This is a genomic window from Micromonospora sp. WMMD754, assembly GCF_049315235.1.
Taxonomy (GTDB): Bacteria; Actinomycetota; Actinomycetes; order Mycobacteriales; family Micromonosporaceae; genus Micromonospora; species Micromonospora sediminicola.
Genome location: NZ_CP186058.1, coordinates 5,255,350 through 5,273,808 on the forward strand (window position 1 = coordinate 5,255,350; position 18,459 = coordinate 5,273,808).

Annotated in this window: 16 protein-coding genes; 8 read left to right on the plus strand and 8 right to left on the minus strand. The window is 73.8% G+C overall.

Annotated features, from left to right (window positions below):
• Positions 1-1,206 carry a MalY/PatB family protein gene (locus tag ACN27B_RS24605; RefSeq protein WP_099161038.1) on the minus strand — a complete coding sequence of 402 codons (1,206 nt, stop codon included), beginning with the start codon at positions 1,204-1,206 and terminating at the stop codon, positions 1-3.
• 33 nt (positions 1,207-1,239) lie between these two features.
• Between ACN27B_RS24605 and ACN27B_RS24610 the strand changes: the two genes are divergently transcribed.
• A complete protein-coding gene (locus ACN27B_RS24610) occupies positions 1,240-1,827 on the plus strand; it encodes a GNAT family N-acetyltransferase (RefSeq protein WP_099161037.1) in 588 nt (195 codons plus the stop codon).
• Here ACN27B_RS24610 and ACN27B_RS24615 read toward each other — a convergent pair.
• The 4 genes from ACN27B_RS24615 to ACN27B_RS24630 are packed head-to-tail and all read right to left on the minus strand — an operon-like array spanning position 1,814 to position 5,870.
• Positions 1,814-2,830 (minus strand): PQQ-binding-like beta-propeller repeat protein, encoded by a 1,017-nt coding sequence (locus tag ACN27B_RS24615; RefSeq protein ID WP_157779050.1) that lies wholly within the window; start codon positions 2,828-2,830, stop codon positions 1,814-1,816. The genes ACN27B_RS24610 and ACN27B_RS24615 overlap by 14 nt on opposite strands.
• On the minus strand, positions 2,815-3,636 hold the full coding sequence (locus tag ACN27B_RS24620) for an MOSC domain-containing protein (RefSeq protein ID WP_422741651.1): 822 nt from the start codon (positions 3,634-3,636) through the stop codon (positions 2,815-2,817). The genes ACN27B_RS24615 and ACN27B_RS24620 overlap by 16 nt, the downstream gene beginning before the upstream one ends.
• A 9-nt stretch (positions 3,637-3,645) precedes the next feature.
• Positions 3,646-5,274 carry an isovaleryl-CoA dehydrogenase gene (locus ACN27B_RS24625; protein ID WP_099161034.1) on the minus strand — a complete coding sequence of 543 codons (1,629 nt, stop codon included), beginning with the start codon at positions 5,272-5,274 and terminating at the stop codon, positions 3,646-3,648.
• Positions 5,271-5,870, minus strand: coding sequence for a TetR/AcrR family transcriptional regulator (locus ACN27B_RS24630; protein WP_099161033.1), 600 nt, complete (start codon positions 5,868-5,870; stop codon positions 5,271-5,273). The genes ACN27B_RS24625 and ACN27B_RS24630 overlap by 4 nt, the downstream gene beginning before the upstream one ends.
• Before the next feature lie 142 nt (positions 5,871-6,012).
• On the opposite strand from ACN27B_RS24630, the gene ACN27B_RS24635 reads away from it, so the two are divergent.
• From ACN27B_RS24635 to ACN27B_RS24660, 6 genes are read left to right on the plus strand one after another with little or no spacing between them, the layout of a single operon-like run.
• The gene (locus ACN27B_RS24635) at positions 6,013-7,551 is read left to right on the plus strand and encodes an ABC transporter substrate-binding protein (protein ID WP_099161032.1); all 1,539 of its coding nucleotides are present in this window, start codon (positions 6,013-6,015) and stop codon (positions 7,549-7,551) included.
• Positions 7,551-8,495 (plus strand): ABC transporter permease, encoded by a 945-nt coding sequence (locus tag ACN27B_RS24640; protein ID WP_091574562.1) that lies wholly within the window; start codon positions 7,551-7,553, stop codon positions 8,493-8,495. The genes ACN27B_RS24635 and ACN27B_RS24640 overlap by 1 nt, the downstream gene beginning before the upstream one ends.
• The gene (locus ACN27B_RS24645) at positions 8,492-9,373 is read left to right on the plus strand and encodes an ABC transporter permease (RefSeq protein ID WP_422741652.1); all 882 of its coding nucleotides are present in this window, start codon (positions 8,492-8,494) and stop codon (positions 9,371-9,373) included. Before ACN27B_RS24640 ends, ACN27B_RS24645 begins: the two co-directional genes overlap by 4 nt.
• Positions 9,370-10,404: an ABC transporter ATP-binding protein gene (locus tag ACN27B_RS24650; protein WP_422741653.1), complete on the plus strand. Its 1,035-nt coding sequence runs from the start codon at positions 9,370-9,372 to the stop codon at positions 10,402-10,404. Before ACN27B_RS24645 ends, ACN27B_RS24650 begins: the two co-directional genes overlap by 4 nt.
• A complete protein-coding gene (locus tag ACN27B_RS24655; protein WP_099161029.1) occupies positions 10,401-11,417 on the plus strand; it encodes an ABC transporter ATP-binding protein in 1,017 nt (338 codons plus the stop codon). Before ACN27B_RS24650 ends, ACN27B_RS24655 begins: the two co-directional genes overlap by 4 nt.
• Before the next feature lie 11 nt (positions 11,418-11,428).
• The gene (locus ACN27B_RS24660) at positions 11,429-13,219 is read left to right on the plus strand and encodes a gamma-glutamyltransferase family protein (RefSeq protein WP_422741654.1); all 1,791 of its coding nucleotides are present in this window, start codon (positions 11,429-11,431) and stop codon (positions 13,217-13,219) included.
• Positions 13,220-13,374: 155 nt separating this feature from the next.
• Here the strand turns inward: ACN27B_RS24660 and ACN27B_RS24665 are convergent, their stop codons facing one another.
• On the minus strand, positions 13,375-14,004 hold the full coding sequence (locus ACN27B_RS24665; protein ID WP_099161027.1) for a class I SAM-dependent methyltransferase: 630 nt from the start codon (positions 14,002-14,004) through the stop codon (positions 13,375-13,377).
• Positions 14,005-14,077: 73 nt separating this feature from the next.
• The gene (gene sthA / locus ACN27B_RS24670) at positions 14,078-15,481 is read right to left on the minus strand and encodes a Si-specific NAD(P)(+) transhydrogenase (protein WP_422741655.1); all 1,404 of its coding nucleotides are present in this window, start codon (positions 15,479-15,481) and stop codon (positions 14,078-14,080) included.
• An 83-nt stretch (positions 15,482-15,564) separates the two neighbouring features.
• Here sthA and ACN27B_RS24675 point away from each other — a divergent pair, with 83 nt between their 5' ends.
• Positions 15,565-17,037 (plus strand): M1 family metallopeptidase, encoded by a 1,473-nt coding sequence (locus ACN27B_RS24675; protein ID WP_422741656.1) that lies wholly within the window; start codon positions 15,565-15,567, stop codon positions 17,035-17,037.
• Positions 17,038-17,085: 48 nt separating this feature from the next.
• Here the strand turns inward: ACN27B_RS24675 and ACN27B_RS24680 are convergent, their stop codons facing one another.
• The gene (locus tag ACN27B_RS24680) at positions 17,086-18,459 is read right to left on the minus strand and encodes a glycosyl hydrolase family 18 protein (protein WP_422741657.1); all 1,374 of its coding nucleotides are present in this window, start codon (positions 18,457-18,459) and stop codon (positions 17,086-17,088) included.

Genomic DNA, 18,459 nt, shown 5'->3' on the forward strand with positions numbered 1-18,459 from the left:
TCAGCCGGCCACGGCCCGACCCATCCGGGTCACCGCCTCGGTCAGGACGGCGGGCGAGGTGGCGAAGTTGAGCCGGACGAAGCCCGTGCCACCGGTGCCGAAGACGTGCCCGGAGCTGAGCGCCACCCGGGCCCGGTCGAGGAACATCCGCGCCGGCCCGGCCAGGTCGCTGGCCACCCCGCCGGCCGGCGCGTCGGTGGGCACGCCGAGCCGGGTGCAGTCCAGCCAGGCCAGGTAGGTGCCCTCCGGCGGACGCCAGGACACGGTCGGCAGGTGGTCGGCCAGCAGCGACCCGAGCAGCGCGCGGTTGGCGTCGAGCCCGCCGAGCAACGCGTCCAGCCACGGCCCGCCGTCGCGGAACGCGGCGGTGTGCGCGAGCACCCCGAGATGGCTCGGCCCGTGGCTGACCTCCTCCGGGATCCGGGCCAGGTCGTCCGCGGCCTTCTCCCCGGCGACGGCCAGCGCCGCCTTCAGGCCGGCGAGGTTCCACGCCTTCGACGCCGAGACCAGGGCGAACGCGTCCTCGGCGCCGGCCACCGTCAGGTACGGGGTGAACCGCGCGCCGGTGAGCGCCAGCGGGGCGTGGATCTCGTCGGCGACCACCCGGACGCCGTGCCGGGCGGCCAGCTCGGCGACCGCCTCCAGCTCGTCGCGGCGGTGCACCACTCCGGTCGGGTTGTGCGGGTTGCACAGCAGGAACGCGGGCCGGCGGCCGAGGGCGCGGGCCCGGCGGAACGCCTCCTCCAGCGCGGCGTGGTCGATCCGCAGGTCGGCGCCGAGCGGCGCCTCGACCACCTGCCGCCCGGCGTGCGTGACGAACGCGTAGAACGGCGGGTAGACGGGCGGACAGACCACCACCGCGTCACCCGGATCGGTGACCAGTCGCAGCACCTCCACCGCGCCCATCATCACGTCCGGCACCAGCGTGGTCCGTCCGACCGGGAAGTCGGCCCAGTCCCAGCGCCGCGCCGCGAAACCACCGAACGCCTCCGCGTACGCGGTCCCGTACGCGTAGCCGGTGTCGCCCAGCTCGACCGCCCGGCGCAACGCGTCGGCCACCGGCGGCGCCAGCGGCACGTCCTGCTCGGCGACCCACAGCGGCAGCACGTCCGGCGGGTGCAGGCGCCACTTGACGCTGGTGCGCTGCCGGAGCTGGTCGAGCGTGAGTTGGGTGAGCGGGTTGTCGACGTCGGCGGAAACCGTCATGCGGCCCACCCTAGGCGTCCCTACGATCGGCCGATGGCCCACCCGACGTACCCGTTGCGCACGCCGCGACTGCGGCTGCGCCCGGTCACCCTCGACGACCTCGACGACGTGCACGCCTGGCAGCGTCGCCCCGACGTGGTCCGCTGGATGCTCGGGGCCGCGCCGCGTACCCGGGATGAGTCCCGGGCGTCGGTGGTCGCGATGGCGGGGGAGGACGCGCTGCGCGCGGAGGGTGACTGCCTGACGCTCGCCGTGGTGGCCGGGGACGTGGTCATCGGCGCGGTGGAGCTGGTCTGGCGCAGCCGGGCCGACCGCACCGGCGAGCTGGGGTACGTGTTCCACCCGGACCACGGCGGCCGTGGGCTGGCCACCGAGGCGGCCGGGGCGCTGCTCGACTGGGGGTTCGGCGCGTTCGGGCTGCGCCGGGTGGTGGTCCGGTGTCACGCCGACAACGAGGCGTCGGCCCGCCTGGCCGCCCGGCTGGGCATGCGGCGGGAGGCGCGGCACGTGCGCAGCTACCGGTTCCGGGGCGGATGGGCCGACCAGCTCGTGTTCGCCATCCTGGCCGAGGAGTGGCGCGCCGCGCAGGATCCGGCCGGCGGCGCCGTCACGGCGGGGTGACCGCGCTCAACTCGCCCGGCCCGGTGAGCAGCACGCCGCCGGGGGTGAGCGCGCGCACGCCGTCGAGCCGCCGCCCGGCGGTCGCCCGCCCGTGGATCTCGCCGTCGTCGTCCACCCGCACCAGGATCCCCGACCGCCGCGCCACCAGGTGACCGTTCTCCGTCCGCACCACGCCGCCGACCGGCGGGTCGCCGTCCGCGTCGAGCCGCCAGCGGGGGCGCCCGGTGCCGGCGTCGACGGCGGTCAGGCCGGCCCCGCGGTCGCGTACGCACGCCAGGTCACCGGAGACGACGGGCGCGTCGGGGCTCAGGTCGGCGTCGCCGCGGAAGAACTCGACGGCGTCGCCGGACCCGACGTGGACCCGCCAGAGAGACCGCGGGCCGCACCGCACCAGGACGTGGTCGGCGTCCAGCGTGACGAACGCCGGACGGTCGTCGGGGTCCGCGAACGGCTCGGGCAGGTCGCGGCGGAACACCTCGCCGCCGTCGTCGAGGTCGAGCACGCTCAGCTCGGGTGTACCCGGCCGGGCCAGGAGGACCCGACCTCCCGCCACCACGGGCCGCACGACGGGCACCGGGCCGGGCCGGACCCACCGGAGGTCCCCGGTCCGTCCGTCGAGCGCCCGCAGGGCGGTGTACCCACGCCACCCGCCCACAAGCATCGTGTCCCCGGCCACCACCAGGTGGCCGCTGAACGGCGGCACCGCCGCTCGCCAGAGCGCCGATCCGGCACCCAGGTCGAGGCAGGCCAGCTCGGGACGGTCCTGGGGCAGCGCCCAGCACCGCCGGTCGGTCGCGACGACCGACCGGGGCCAGGTGCCCAGGGGTACGTCCCAGCGCGGGGCACCGGTCGCGGCGTCCAATCCCACCAGCCGGGTGCCGCGCTCGTGCGCCACCACCTGTCCGGGCGCGACCGCGACACGCTGCGGGCCACGCAGGTGCGTCGGCCGGCGCCAGCGCACCCGCACGGGCCCGACCGGGCGGCGGCTCACGTCGCGTGGCACGCGTCGCCGACCCGGATCTCGCCGCCGCCCAGCGGGATCAACCGGACGCCGAACCAGGTCCTGCCGTCCTGCCGTCGGTGCCGGGCGAGCGTGCGGATCGGCTCCTTGCCGCTGGTCAGCGTCACCGGGTCGATCAGCGTGAGCTGGCAGCGGTCGCACCGTTCGGCGAACCGGAAGTCGACGGCGCCGATCCGCAGGCGGGTCCAGCGGTCCTCGACGAACGGCGCGACCGGTCCGTCCAGCACCACGGAGGGCCGGAACCGGGCCATCGGCAGCGGGTCGGGCGCCGGCTCGCCCCGCTCCAGCGCGCCCTCGACGATCCAGTCCCGCAGCCGGCGCAGCGACGGCGCCGTGGTGACCAGCAGCGGGCCGGCGTCGGAGAGGTTCAGCGGGTCCCCGGCGCGTCCACCGTGGTCGGTCGACACCGGGCGGCGGCGCGGGTCGTCCAGCCAGCCCAGCCGGACCGGCCGGCCGAGGCGGGCGGAGAGCCAGTCGTGGGCGTCGTCGCCGGCCAGCCGGACCGTGTCCAGCCGGGACACGGAGGTGGCCACCGGTGGCCCGTGTACCGGCTCGGCGACGGTCAGCGACGTGCCGTCCCGGTCGGTCAGCGTGATCGATCCGGCGTCGGGCACGGCGGTCAGGCCGAGCATCCCCGGCGCGGTACGCGCGGTCAGCGTGCCGCCGTCGGGCTGCAGGAGCACCCACCGGCGGTCGTGGCGCAACCCCCACGGCTCGACCACGGCCCGGTCGACGTCGACGCCGCCGAGGGACTTGACCGGGTAGAGGTGCACCGACGCGAGCCGCATGCCGCGACCCTAGCCGATCTTGGGGGTGGCCCGGTCGATGATCGCGGCGAGGTCGAGGCCGCCCGGCAGCGTCCCGTACGCCTGGCCGTGGTCGCCGGCGAGGCGGGAGGCGCAGAACGCATCCGCGACCGCGGGGTGGCCGTGGCGGACCAGCAGCGCGCCCTGCAGCACCAGCGCCAGCCGCTCGACCACCCGCCGGGCGCGCAGCTCCAGGTCGGTCCCGTCGGCCAGCTCGTCGCGCACCCGACGCACGGCGGCGTCGAGGCGCGCGTCCGCCCCGGCCGCGGCGGCCACCTCCGCCTCGTACGCGGCCAGCACCTGCGGTTCCCGGGTCAGCGCGCGCAGCACGTCGAGGGCGGCGACGTTGCCGGAACCCTCCCAGATGGAGTTCAGCGGCGACTCGCGGAACAGTCGCGGCATGCCGGACTCCTCGACGTAGCCGTTGCCGCCCAGGCACTCCAGCGCCTCGGCGGCGTGCCCCGGCCAGCGCTTGCACACCCAGTACTTGCCGACGGCGAGCGCGAGGCGCTTGAACGCGGTCTCGCCGTCGTCGCCGCGCGCCGACCGGTCGGTCGCGCCGGCCAGCCGGGTCATCAGCACGGTGGCGGCCTCGGACTCCACCGCCAGGTCGGCCAGGACGTTGCGCATCAGCGGCTGGTCGACCAGGTAGCGGCCGAAGGCCCGCCGGTGGGTGGCGTGGTGCACGGCCGTGGTCACGCCCTGACGCATCCCGGCCGCCGCCCCGATCACGCAGTCCAGGCGGGTCAGGTTGACCATGTCGATGATGGTGCGCACACCGCGGCCCTCGTCGCCCACCCGCCACGCCACCGCGTGCTCGTACTCGACCTCGGCGGAGGCGTTGGAGCGGTTGCCGAGCTTGTCCTTCAGGCGCATCAGCCGCATCGGGTTGCGGGCGCCGTCGGGCAGCACGCGGGGGACCAGGAAGCAGGTGAGGCCGCCGGGCGCCTGGGCGAGGGTGAGGAACAGGTCGCACATCGGCGCGGAGGTGAACCACTTGTGCCCGACGAGCCGGTAGCTGCCGTCCGGCTCGGGCCGGGCCGTGGTGGTGTTGGCGCGCACGTCCGAGCCGCCCTGCTTCTCGGTCATGGACATGCCGGCGAGCAGTCCGCGCTTGGTCTGCGGCGGGCGCAGCCCGAAGTCGTACTCGGTGGTGGTGAGCAGCGGCTCGTAGCGCGCGGCCAGCTCGGGGCTGTGCCGCAGCGCCGGCACCGCCGCGTAGGTCATCGAGATCGGGCAGCCGTGCCCGGCGTCGGGCCGCCACACGTGGAAGCGGGCGGCCCGGGCCACGTGTGCGCCCGGCCGTCCGTCGGCCCACGGGGCGGCGTGCAGGCCGTGGCCGACGGCGGTGCGCATCAGCTCGTGCCAGGACGGGTGGAACTCCACCTCGTCGACGCGGTGGCCGTACCGGTCGTGGGTGCGCAGCACCGGCGGGTGCTCGTTGGCCAGCCGGCCGTGCTCGGCGGCCTGCTCGCCGCCGGCCAGCCGGCCGAGGTCGTGCAGCTCGGCGACGGCCCAGCCGGCGCCCTCGCGGGCCACGCCCTCCAGCAGCGCCGGGTCGTCGGCGGTGTCGTGGCCGACCAGCGGGGGGACCTGGTTGACGACCTCGTGTGTTCTCACGGTGCGACTCCCAGCGCGCGGTGGAGGAAGGTGGTCAGGCCGGGGACGGTCCCGGCGCCGGCCATCCCGGCGGACAACGGGCCGACCATCGCCTCGGCCAGCGCGCCGACCAGGGCGGTCGCGGCCAGGTCGGGATCCTGCGGCGGCAGTTCCCCGCGGGCGACCCCCTCGGCGACGTGGCCGGCGAGCACCCGGGCGTACGCCCGGCGGAAGACCAGCCGCTCGGCGTCGACGGCCGGGTCGACCGGCTCGGCGAGCAGCGCGTAGGCCAGGCGCGGCGACTGCAACGCCCGGCCGCAGAACGTCTCGACCACCGCGGTGACCCGGTCGGCGACGGTCGTCTCGAGCGCGGCGGCGCGGGTGACCGCGTCGACCTCGCGCTGCGAGGCGGTGCGGAAAACCTCGGCGAACAGGTCGGCCTTGGTGGGGAAGTGGCGGTAGACGGTGCCGGTGGCCAGCGCGGCGCGGCTCGCCACGGCCGCCACGGTGCAGCCGGCGTAGCCGTGCTCGGCCATCACCTCCAGCGCGGCGGCGACGATCCGGCGGCGCGAGGCGTCCAGCCGGGCCCTGACCCGCTCGGTGCTCCGGTAGACCACGCCAAGGATTGAACCATCGTTCACTCCTTGCCGGCAAGGCCGGATCGACAAGTCAATTTGGCTGGATTCGTTTGACATCATCCCGCTCGGCGAGAAGACTCGCCGAAACTTTCTTTTGTTCGGGAAAGCGGCAGGGGGGCCAATGACCAGGAACAAACTCGGAGTGTTCGGTGCCGCACTCACCCTCGCGGTGGGTGTCCTGTCCGGATGCACCGGTGGCGAGAGCGTCGACGTCGGCGGCGGTGGGGACGCCGGCAGCGCCGGGGGCGTGCTCAACGCGGCGATCGGCGGCGAACCCGACCAGCTCGACCCGCACAAGACCTCGGCCTACTACAGCTTCCAGGTCCTGGAGAACGTCTACGACACCCTCGTCGAGCCGGACGCCGACCTGAAGATGGTGCCGTCGCTGGCCACCAAGTGGACCACCAGCGCCGACCAGCTCACCTGGACGTTCACCCTGCGCGAGGGCGCGAAGTTCTCCGACGGGTCGCCGCTGACCTCGGAGGACGTCGTCTACTCGTACGAGCGGATCATCAAGGAGAAGCTGAACACCGCGTACAAGTTCGCCACCGTCAAGTCGGTGACCGGGCCCGACCCGGCGACCGTGGTGGTGACGCTCAGCGCGCCCACGCCGAACCTGCTGGCCAACCTCGGCGGGTTCAAGGGCGTCGCGATCGTGGAGAAGTCCAACGTGGAGTCCGGCAAGGTCAAGACCGAGCCGGTCGGCAGCGGCCCGTTCAAGGTGGCCGGCTACACCTCCGGCGACAGCATCAAGCTGGTCCGCAACGACGCCTACTGGGGCGAGAAGCCGAAGCTGGACGGCGTCACGTTCACCTTCGTCAAGGACCCCACCGTGGCGTTGCAGAACCTGCGCAGCGGCCAGGTGCAGTGGACCGACAACCTGCCGCCGCAGCAGGTGAAGTCCTTGCAGGACGGCGACGACCCGGTGGTGCGGTCCGCCGCCTCCACCGACTACTGGTACGTGGCGCTCAACGAGGCCCGCAAGCCCTTCGACAACCCCGAGGTGCGGCGGGCGGTCGCGTACGCGCTGGACCGGGAGGCGATCACCAAGGCGGCCAAGTTCGGGCTGGCCACGGTCAACCAGGCGGCCATCCCGAAGGACAGCGCCTACTACTACGAGTACGCGCCGTACAGCCACGACCCGGCGAAGGCGAAGCAGATGCTCGCCCAGGCCGGCGTCGGCAACCTCACCATGGACCTGATGGTCACCAGTGAGTACCCGGAGACCGTCACCGCCGCCCAGGTCATCGCCGCCCAGCTCAAGGACGTCGGCATCACCGTCAAGATCCGTACGCTGGACTTCGCCCAGTGGCTCGACGAGCAGGCCAAGGGCAACTTCGACGGGTTCATGCTCGGCTGGCTGGGCAACGTCGACCCGGACGAGTTCTACTACGCCCAGCACCACAGCGGCGGCACGTTCAACTTCCACAAGTACCGCAACCCGGCCGTGGACAAGCTGCTCGACCAGGCCCGCACCGAGACCGACCAGGCCGCCCGCAAGCAGGCGTACGACCAGGCGGCGAAGCAGATCGTCGACGACGCCAGCTACATCTACCTCTACAACCCGGACGTCGTGCAGGGCTGGTCGAAGAAGGTCTCCGGCTACGAGGTGCGCACCGATCGGGCCATCCGGTTCCGCTCGGTCGCCCTCGCCGAGTGATGGCCCGCTTCGTCCTGCGGCGGGTGCTCCAGTCCGCGGTCGTGCTGCTCGGGGTGACCCTGGTGGTCTTCCTGCTGCTGCAACTGGTGCCGGGCGACCCGGTGCGGGTGGCGCTCGGCACCCGGTTCGACCCGCAGACGTACGAGGCGCTGCGCGCCCGCGCCGGCCTCGACCAGCCGCTGCCCGTGCAGTACGCGAGCTACCTCGGGCACGCGCTCACCGGCGACCTCGGGGTCAGCTTCCGCACCGGCCAGCCGGTCAGCCGGATCGTGCTGGAACGCCTGCCGGCGACGCTGTCCCTGGCCGTCACCGCGGTGGTGTTCGCGCTGCTGGTCGCGTTCCCGTTGGGCATCGTCGCGGCGGTGCGCAGCGGCTCCGCGGTCGACCACGCCGCCCGCGTGTTCAGCCAGTTCGGCGTCTCGGTGCCCGACTTCTGGATGGGCATCATGGGCATCCTGCTCTTCGCCGGCGTGCTCGGCTGGCTGCCGCCCTCGGGCTACGTGGCGCTGACCGACGACCCGGGCCGGTGGGCCACCCACGTGGCCCTGCCGGCGGTCACGGTCGGCCTGGTCACCGCGTCGATCCTCACCCGCTTCATCCGCTCGTCGGTGCTGGAGGTGCTCTCCGCCGACTACGTGCGCACCGCCGAGGCGAAGGGGCTGCGCAACCGGGTGGTGATCCTGCGGCACGTGCTGCGCAACGCGCTGATCCCGGTGGTCACCGTGGTCGCGGTGCAACTGGCCAGCCTGCTCGGCGGCGTCATCGTGATCGAGGTGCTGTTCGCCTGGCCGGGCATCGGCCGGCTCACCTTCGACGCCGTGCAGGCCCGCGACTATCCGGTCCTGCAGGGTGCGGTGCTGCTCGTCGCCGCGCTGTTCCTGCTGGTCAACCTGCTGGTGGACATCCTCTACGCCCGCCTCGACCCGAGGATCACGGTCAAGTGAGCGCCGGGTCGGAGAGCACCGGACGCCGGGTGCTGGAGGCGTTGCGGCGCGACCCGCTGGCCGTCGGTGGCACGGTCGTGCTGCTGGTGCTGGTCGTGGTGGGCGTGGCCGGGCCGTGGCTGGCGCCCTCGGGCGTCAACGACGTCGACGTGGACCAGATGCTGCGCCCGCCCAGCGGGGCGCACCCGTTCGGCACCGACGAGCTGGGCCGCGACGTGCTCAGCCGGGTGCTCGTCGCGGCCCGCGTCTCGCTGGAGGTCGGCGTGGTCAGCGTCGGCATCGCGCTGGTCGCCGGCGTGACGCTCGGGCTGTTCGCCGGCTACTACCGGGGCTGGCTGGACAGCGTGCTGATGCGCGCCATGGACGTGCTGTTCGCGTTCCCGGTGCTGCTGCTGGCGGTGGCCATCGTGGCGGTGCTCGGCCCCGGCCTGCTCACCGCCATGGTCGCCATCGGCGTGGTCTACACGCCCATCTTCGCCCGGATCACCCGCGCCGGCGTGCTCTCCGTGCGGGAGCAGGTCTTCGTCCGCGCCGCCGTCTCCATCGGCGCGTCCGACCTGCGGATCATGCGCCGGCACGTGCTGCCGAACATCGCCGCGCCGCTGATCGTGCAGACGTCGCTGTCGCTGGCGTTCGCGATCCTCTCCGAGGCCGCGCTCTCCTTCCTCGGCCTCGGCATCCAACCGCCGGCGCCGGCGTGGGGCCGGATGCTCTTCGACGGTCGTGGCTTCGTCACCGACGCCTGGTGGCTGGGCGTCTTCCCGGGCGCCGCGATCTTCCTGACCGTGCTCGCCTTCAACCTGGTCGGCGACGCGCTGCGGGACGTGCTCGACCCGCGCCAGCTCACCCTCGCCGAGGCCCGCAGGAGCAGCCCATGAGCGACCGCACCGAGCGACGCGAAGGCCGCGAGAGCGTGCCGAGCCAGCGCCGCGCGGGCGACCGGCCCGTGCTCTCCGTCGAGGACCTCACCGTCACCGTCGGCACCCGCCGCGGTCCGGCGCACGCCGTGGCCGGGGTGTCCTGGCAGGTCCGCGCCGGCGAGACGTTCGCGCTGGTCGGCGAGTCCGGCAGCGGCAAGAGCATGACGCTGCTCGCCGCCACCGGTCTCGCGCCGCGCGCCGCCACGGTCACCGGCCGGGTACGGCTGCTCGACAGCGAGCTGACCGCGCTGCCCGAGGACCGCCGTCGCCAGCTGCGCGGCCGGCACGTCGGCTTCGTCTTCCAGGATCCGATGACCTCGCTCAACCCGGTGCTGCCGGTGGGGCGGCAGGTCACCGAGGCGGCCGAGGCGCACCTCGGGCTGACCCGCCGGGCCGCCCGGGACCGGGCGGTGGAGCTGCTCGACCTGGTCGGCATCCCGTCGGCCGCGCAGCGCGTCGACGCCTACCCGCACCAGTTCTCCGGCGGCATGCGCCAGCGCGTCGTCATCGCCATGGCGCTGGCCTGCGAGCCGGACCTGCTCATCGCCGACGAGCCGACCACCGCGCTCGACGTGACCACCCAGGCGCAGATCGTCGAGCTGGTCGCCGACCTGCAACGGCGGCTGGGCACGGCGGTCGTCTGGGTCACCCACGACCTGGGCGTGGTCGCCGGCATCGCCGACACCGTCGCGGTCATGTACGGCGGACGGATCGTCGAGCAGGGCCCGGTCGACGCGGTCTTCGACACGCCCACCCACCCGTACACCCGGGCGCTGCTCGCGGCCCGGCCGGACCCGTCCCGCCGGGGCGAGGACCTGGTGGCCATCCCCGGCGCGCCACCGAGCCCGCTCGACCTGCCGGCCGGCTGCGCGTTCTGGCCGCGCTGCCCGGTGCGCGCCGACCCCCGGTGCGAGCACGAGCTGCCCCCGTTGACGCCCGTCGGCGACGGGCACACCGTCCGCACCTTCTATCCGGGAGAGACCCCATGACAGCCGCGGACGTGGTGGCCGAGCTGGACGACCTGGCGGTGCACTTCCCGACCCGGGCCGGTGTGGTCCGGGCGGTGGACGGCGTCACCCTGGCCGTCCGCCGGGGGGAGACGCTCGGCCTGGTCGGCGAGTCGGGCAGCGGCAAGTCCACCGCCGGCCTGGCGCTGCTGCGCCTGGTCGAGCCGACCTCCGGCCGGGTCCGGGTGGCCGGCGCGGACGTGACCCGCTGGTCCCGGCGCCGCCTGCGCGGCATGCGTCGCCACGTGGCCATGGTGTTCCAGGACCCGCAGGCGTCCCTCGACCCGCGCCGCACCGTCGGCGACAGCATCGCCGAACCGTTGACCGTGCACCGGCTGGCCGCGTCCGCCGCCGCCCGCCGGGCCCGGGTGGCCGAGCTGCTGGACCTGGTCGGCCTGCGCGCCGACACGGCCGACCGGCATCCGCACGAGCTGTCCGGCGGCCAGCGGCAGCGGGTCGGGGTGGCCCGGGCGCTGGCCGGCGAGCCGGACCTGATCGTCCTGGACGAGCCGATCGCCTCGCTGGACCTGAGCGTGCAGGCGCAGATCATGAACCTGCTGCGGCACCTGCAACGCGACCTCGGGCTGACCTACCTGTTCATCGCCCACGACCTGGCCGCCGTCGAGCACATGAGCGACCGGATCGCCGTGATGTACCTGGGTCGCATCGTCGAGACCGGCCCGCCGGAGCGGATCTACCGGCAGCCGGCGCACCCCTACACGGCGGCGTTGCTGTCGGCGGTGCCGGTGGCCGATCCCCGGGTGGAGCGGGAGCGCCGGCGCATCGTGCTCACCGGCGACATCCCCAGCCCGGTGGACCCGCCGACCGGGTGCCGCTTCCGTACCCGCTGCCCCCGGGCCCGCGACGAGTGCGCCCGCACCGACCCGGCGCTGGCCGAGGTCGGTCCCGACCACCGGGCCGCCTGCCTGTTCCCGCTCGACGGCGAGCCGGACCGCGACGGCGGCCCGGCGCGCGAAGACGTGCCGGCGGCGTAGGCTCGGCGGCGATGACCTTCACCACCCGGCCGACGCTGCGCGGCACCTTCGGCATGGTCTCCTCGACGCACTGGCTGGCCAGTCAGTCCGCCATGGGCGTGCTGGAGCGGGGCGGGAACGCCTTCGACGCGGCGGTCGCCGCCGGCTTCGTGCTGCACGTGGTCGAGCCGCACCTCAACGGCCCGGCCGGCGAGGTGCCGGCGATCCTGGCGACCGCGGACGACCCGACCCCGCGGGTGCTCTGCGGTCAGGGCCCGGCCCCGGCCGGCGCGACGGTCGCGCACTTCCGCTCGCTCGGGCTGGACCTCGTCCCCGGTTCCGGCCCGCTCGCCGCCGTGGTGCCCGGCGCGGTGGACGCGTGGCTGCTGTTGCTACGTGACCACGGCACCCGGTCCCTGGCCGAGGTGCTGGAGCCGGCGATCGGCTACGCCGCCGCCGGCCACCCGCTCGTGGGCGCGGCCGGGCAGACCGTCGAGCGGGTCCGGTCGCTGTTCAGCGAGCACTGGCCGACCTCCGCCGAGCTGTGGCTGCGGCACGGCCGGGCGCCGGCGGCGGGGGAGATGGTCACCAATCCGGCGTACGCGCTGACGCTGCGCCGCCTCGTCGACGCCGCCGGCGCGGCCGGCGCGGACCGGGAGGCGCAGATCGAGGCGGCCCGGCGGGCCTGGCGCGAGGGGTTCGTCGCCGACGCGATCGACCGGTTCAGCCGGCTGCCGTTCCGCGACTCCAGCGGCCGGTCGCACGCCGGCCTGGTCACCGGCGCCGACCTGGCCGGCTGGTCGGCGACCTGGGAGGAGCCGGTCACGCTCGACTGGCGCGGTCACACGGTGGCCAAGACCGGGTTCTGGGGCCAGGGCCCGGTGCTGCTGCAGACGCTGTCGGTGCTGGACGCGCTCGACGATCCCCGGGCGCTCGATCCGTCCACCGTGGACGGCATCCACACCCAGGCCGAGGCGCTGAAGCTCGCCTTCGCCGACCGCGAGGCCTGGTACGGCGACACCGGCGAGGCGCCGGCGGCGACGCTGCTGTCCCCGGCGTACGCCCGTGCGCGGGCCGCGCTGATCGGCGAGCGGGCCTCGACCGCGTTGCGTCCCGGCAGCCCGGCCGGCGCGCCGCCCCGACTGCCGGCACACCTGGACGCGCACGCGGCGCGGCGGGCCGGCCCGCAGGACCCGAGCACCGGCGAACCCACCGTCCGCGGCGACGGCGTGACCCGTGGCGACACCTGCCACGTCGACGTGGTCGACCGGTGGGGCAACATCATCTCGGCCACCCCGAGCGGCGGCTGGCTGCAGAGTTCGCCCACCATCCCCGAGCTGGGCTTCCCGCTGGGCAGCCGGTTGCAGATGTGCTGGCTGGAGGAGGGGCTCGCCTCGACGCTGACGCCGGGCCGGCGCCCGCGCACCACGTTGAGCCCGACCCTGGTGCTGCGCGACGGCGAGCCGGTCCTGGCCTGCGGCACGCCCGGCGGCGACCAGCAGGACCAGTGGCAGCTGCTGTTCCTGCTGCGCCACCTGGTCGGCGGGCAGGAGCTGCAGGAGGCGATCGACGCGCCGGCGTGGCACACCACCAGCCTGCCCGCGTCGTTCTACCCGCGTGAGGTGGAGCCGGGCGTGCTGGTCGTCGAGGACCGTCTCGACCCGGACGTGCTCGCGGCGCTGGGGGCCCGGGGTCACACGGTGCGCCGGTCCGACCCGTGGAGCCTGGGTCGCCTCTGCGCCGTCGCCCGTGACCCCCGGAACGGCGTCCTCTCGGCCGCCGCCAACCCGCGAGGCGCCCAGGGCTACGCCACCGGCCGCTGATCCGGCCCGGCCGCACGTGCACGTGCTCCGGCGATAGTGGAGTTGTGGCACCTGAACAAGGCCACGTGACAGACATCCGAGGCGCCACAAGTCCACGATCGGCGGAGGCCGTGATCGTGGGGCGGGGTGTCGAGGCGGTGGATCCCTGCTGGTTCTCAGGCGCCGCTGGGGCGTCGCAGGGTCAACGACTGGAACCGGTAGCCGCGACCGGTATCGACCGGATGGAAGTCCACCACGTCGAACCGCGCGGCGGCGGCGAAGCCGAGCAACTGATCGTCAGTTCGCCACGAAAAGAAGCGCGGCGGCACGTGCTGGTCATCGTCGATAGGGCCCTCGGTGCTCTCGCCACCGCCGTACACCCCGACAAAGAGAAGTCCGCCAGGACGCAGGACGGCCCGGATGGCGGCCAGGACCGTGGGTAGGTCGTGGTTGGGCACGTGCAGCAGGCAGTTCATCGCGAACACCGCGTCGAAGGAGTCGGGCGGGAAGTCCAGGTGCAGAAAGTCCATCACGTGGGCCTCGATGCCCTTGGCTCGGCAGTGCTCGACCATCACCGGTGACAGGTCGGCCGCGACGACGGGAAGGCCCTCCTTGCGGAAGAAGACGCTGTCCTGCCCGGTGCCCGCGCCGACCTCCAGCAGCCGCGCACCTGATGCCAGACGATCCCGGAACGCCTGACGCTCCGCCACCTTCCACGGTTCCTTGGTCAGCCCGTCGCGCCAGGCTGCGCGAGCGTCGTATGCCTGGCGCAGCGGGTCGAGAACCTCGTCGTATCGGACGCTCATGTCGTGATTATCCGCGCACGCAGTGGGTGCCGGCGCCGACCGCCGCGACCGTGGCCGACACCTGAGCCAAGGGTCAGCCGTCGATCCGGGTGATGTTGCGGATCTTGTTGGCCGCGTCCAGCGCCGCCACCTTGTACGCCTCGGCCAGCGTCGGGTAGTTGAACACCGCGTCGAGCAGGTAGTCGACGGTGCCGCCGCAACCCATCACGGCCTGCCCGATGTGGACGATCTCGGTGGCGCCGGTGCCGAACACGTGCACCCCGAGCAGCCGCCCGTCCTCCGGCGAGACGAGCAGCTTCAACATGCCGTACGAGTCGCCGACGATCTGCCCCCGGGCCAGTTCCCGGTAGCGGGCGATGCCGACCTCGAACGGGGTGGACGTCTCGGTCAGCTCGTCCTCGGTCCGCCCGACGAAGCTGATCTCGGGAATGGTGTAGATGCCGATCGGTTGCAGCTCCGACATGGTGCGGGACGGTTCGCCGCAGGCGTGCTGCGCGGCCAGCCGGCCCTGCTCCATCGAGGTGGACGCGAGCGCCGGGAAGCCGATCACGTCACCGACGGCGTAGATGGTGTCGACCGCGGTGCGGTAGTTGGCGTCGACCTGGATGCGGCCACGGTGGTCGGCGGTGAGACCGGCCGCCTCCAGCGCCAGGTCGTCGGTCTGCCCCTGCCGTCCGGCGGAGTACATCACCGTGTCGGCCACGATCTTCTTGCCGCTGCGCAGGACGCAGAGCGCGGCGGTGCGGTGCTTCTCCACCGCGGCCACCTCCTCGCCGAAGCGGAAGGTCACCGACAGGTCGCGCAGGTGGTACTTGAGCGACTCGACGATCTCCTCGTCGCAGAAGTCGAGCATCCGCTCGCGGCGTTCCACCACCGTCACCTTGGTGCCGAGCGCGGCGAACAGCGAGGCGTACTCCATCCCGATCACGCCGGCGCCGACCACGACCATGCTGCGGGGCACGGCCTGGAGGTTGATGACGCCGTCGGAGTCGACGATCGTCCGGTCGTCGAAGTCGACGCTCTCCGGGCGGGCCGGCCGGGTGCCGGCGGCGATGACCGCCTTGTCGAAGCTGACCCGGGTCTCCCGGCCCGAGCCGGCGTCGACCCAGACCGCGTGCGGGTCGGCGAACCGGCCCGTGCCGGTGATCATCGCGACCCGGTTGCGGGCCAGTTGGTTGCGGATGACGTCGGTCTGCCGGGTGATCACGTGCTGGGTGCGGGCGGCCAGGTCGGCGACGGTGATGTCCTCCTTGACCCGGTAGCTGCTGCCGTAGAGGTCACGCTGGCTGAGCCCGGTCAGGTAGAGGACGGCCTCGCGCAGCGTCTTGGACGGCACGGTGCCGGTGTTGATGCAGACGCCGCCGAGCATGTCGCGGCGGTCGACGATGGCGACCCGCCGGCCCAGCTTGGCCGCGGCGATCGCCGCCTTCTGTCCACTCGGTCCTGAGCCCAGCACCAGCAGGTCGTAGTCGTACACGACTGCCAGCGTCGCAGGATGTCCGGCCGGGCGCCAGCCGGCGACGCCCCCACGGAAGTGGATCACTGCCGTATGGTGCGCTGATGCGCCGCCCCGTACCCCTGATCCTGCTCCTCGGACCGCTGCTCGTCGCCGGGTGCACCACCGATTCCGCCGCCCCGGCCGCGACCCCGTCCGCCCCCGCCGCCACGCCGAGCCCGACCGTCGCCGCCGTCGACTACGCCGCCTGGGAGGCCGGGCGTTCCACCCCGGTGGCCGACCCGGTCTATCCCGCCCGGGGCACCGACGCGGTGGACGTCCTGCACTACGACCTGGCCCTGGAGTGGGCCCCGTCGACCACCACTCTCACCGGCACCGCCACCCTGCGGATCCGGCCGGTGAAGGACGCGTCGAACCTGGTCCTCGACTTCATGCCCTACCAGCTCGACGGCGTGACGCTGGACGGCGCGACGGTCCCCGGGACGGTGGCGAAGGAGAAGCTGACCGTGTCCGCCCCGGTGGTCGCGGACAAGCCGGTGACGTTGGTGGTGACCTACCACGGCCGGCCGCGGACGACGCCGATGCCGTCGCACCGCAAGGACACCGAGGCCCTGGGTCTCACCCTCACCAAGGAGGGCGGCCTCTGGACCATGCAGGAGCCGTTCGGCGCGTTCACCTGGTACCCGGCGAACGACCAGCCGTCCGACGAGGCGCTCTACGACATCCGGGTGACCGTGCCGGCGGGCTGGTCCGCGATCGCCAGCGGCACCCCCGCGGGGCAGTCCGGCACCACGTTCACCTACCGCAGCACCGATCCGGTGGCGACCTACCTGACCACGCTCGCGGTCGGGAAGTACCAGAAGCTGACCGCCACGGGCCCGCGCGGCGTGCCGCTGACCTTCTGGTACCGCAAGGGCGCCGACGACAAGCTGCTGCCGTACCTGAAGAAGTCCCCGCAGTACCTGGCGTGGCTGGAGAAGAAGTTCGGCCCGTACCCGTTCCCCTCCGGCGGCGTCGTGGTGGTGGACTCGGCGTCGGGCATGGAGACCCAGCAGATGATCACGATGGGCCGCAAGATCGAGAACACCACGGCCCGCCGCGACCGCTGGGGCAGCGACCTGCTGCACGAGTACACCCACCAGTGGTTCGGCAACTCCGTCACGCCGACCACCTGGACCGACCTGTGGTTGAACGAGGGCTGGGCGAAGTACGCCCAGGACCTCTACACCCAGGAGACGCTGAAGCTCAGCGAGGCCAGCCTGGACCGGTACCTGCGCGAGGGCGACGCCGTCCTGCGCAAGAAGCTCGGTCCGCCCGGCCGGCCCGACCCGAAGCGGTTCGCCGAGGGCAACGTCTACCTCTGCCCGGCGGCCATGCTCCGCGAGATCCACCGCGAGCTGGGCGACAAGGCGTTCTTCGCCCTGGCCCGCGCCTGGGTGCAGGACCAGCGCAACACCCAGCAGGACCGGGCGTCGTTCATCGCCTTCGTCAACAAGCAGACCGGCCGCGACTTCACCGCGCTCATCAACGCCTGGCTGGACTCGAAGACCACGCCGAAGAAGATCGCCGTCGGCTGACCTCCGCGCGCGGGGCCCCGTCGTGTCGACGGGGCCCCGCGTCGCGTCTCAGCGGCCCTGCAGCGCGCGGACGTTGTCGCCGAACGTCCAGCCCTTCGAGCCGTCCCAGTTGATCGACCAGGTCATCAGCCCCTTGAGCCGGCCCTGGTAGGTGTTCCACGCCTGGCCCACCAGGGTCGGGCTCAGGTAGCCGCCGCCGGCGCCGGTCTGCGCGGGCAGCCCCGGGACCTGCCGGTCCAGCGGCACCCGGATGGTGGTGCCCTGCACGACCAGGCCGGCGTCGAGGCAGTTGGTCTGGGCCACGAAGCCGGCCACGGTCCCGGCCGGGTACGAGTCGCCGGCGCAGCCGTACATCGAGCCGTTGTAGTACTGCATGTTCAGCCACCAGAGCCGGCCGTTGTCCGCGTACTTCTTCACGATCGGCAGGTACGCGCCCCAGATCGAGCCGTAGGTGACGCTGCCGCCGGTGACGTACGCGGTCTCCGGCGCCATGGTGAGCCCGAAGCCGGCCGGCATCTGGGCCAGGACCCCGTCGATGATCCGGATCAGGTTGGCCTGCGACGGCGAGAGCTGGGTGATGCTCCCGCTGCCGGTCAGGCCGGTCTCGATGTCGATGTCGATGCCGTCGAAGTTGTGGCGCTTGAGGATCGGCACCACGGTGGCGACGAACCGGTCGGCGACCGCGGCGGAGCTGAGGTCGATGCCGGCGGCGGCCCCGCCGATGGACAGCAGCACGGTCAGCCCGGCGGCCTTGGCCTGGCACACCTGCGCCGGGGTGGGCACCTTCACCCCGGCGTCCATGCCGTCCTCCCAGAGCACGGTGCCGTCGGCGCGGATCACCGGGAACGCCGTGGTCACCACGTTGTAGCCGTGCCCCGGGATCCGGGAGTCGGTGATCGGGATCCAGCCGAGCCCGGGGTGCACGCCGTTGGCCGCGCCGTCCCAGTTCTCCCAGTAGCCCTGCAGCACCTTGCCGGTCGGCCGGGACTTCAGCGCGCAGGTGTCACCGCCCGGCGTGGTCGGGCTGGGCGTGGCGGTCGGCGTGGGCGTGGGGGTCGGCGTCCGGGTGGGGGAGGGGGAGGCCGTGGGCGTGGGCGACGGCGGTCGCGTGGTGGGGCTGGGTGACGGGGTGCCGCCGGTGCAGGCGCCGAGATCGGTCCAGAGCGCCGGCACCGCGGCCGGGGTCCAGCCGGCGCCGACCGGCGGGGTGTGCGTCACCAGCGCCTGGTAGAGCCGTCCGCCGTAGCTGGCCCGGCTGCCGGCGGTCCAGGTGACGCCCTCGGCCCAGGCCGGCGCGTCGCACGCCACCAGCGCGCTGCGGGTGCCGGTGGGCGTGGCGCCGGCGGCGGCCGGCAGGGCGGCGGCGGCGGCGAGCAGCGCGACGCCACCGAGTAGCGCGGTCATCCCGCGTCCGAGTCGCAT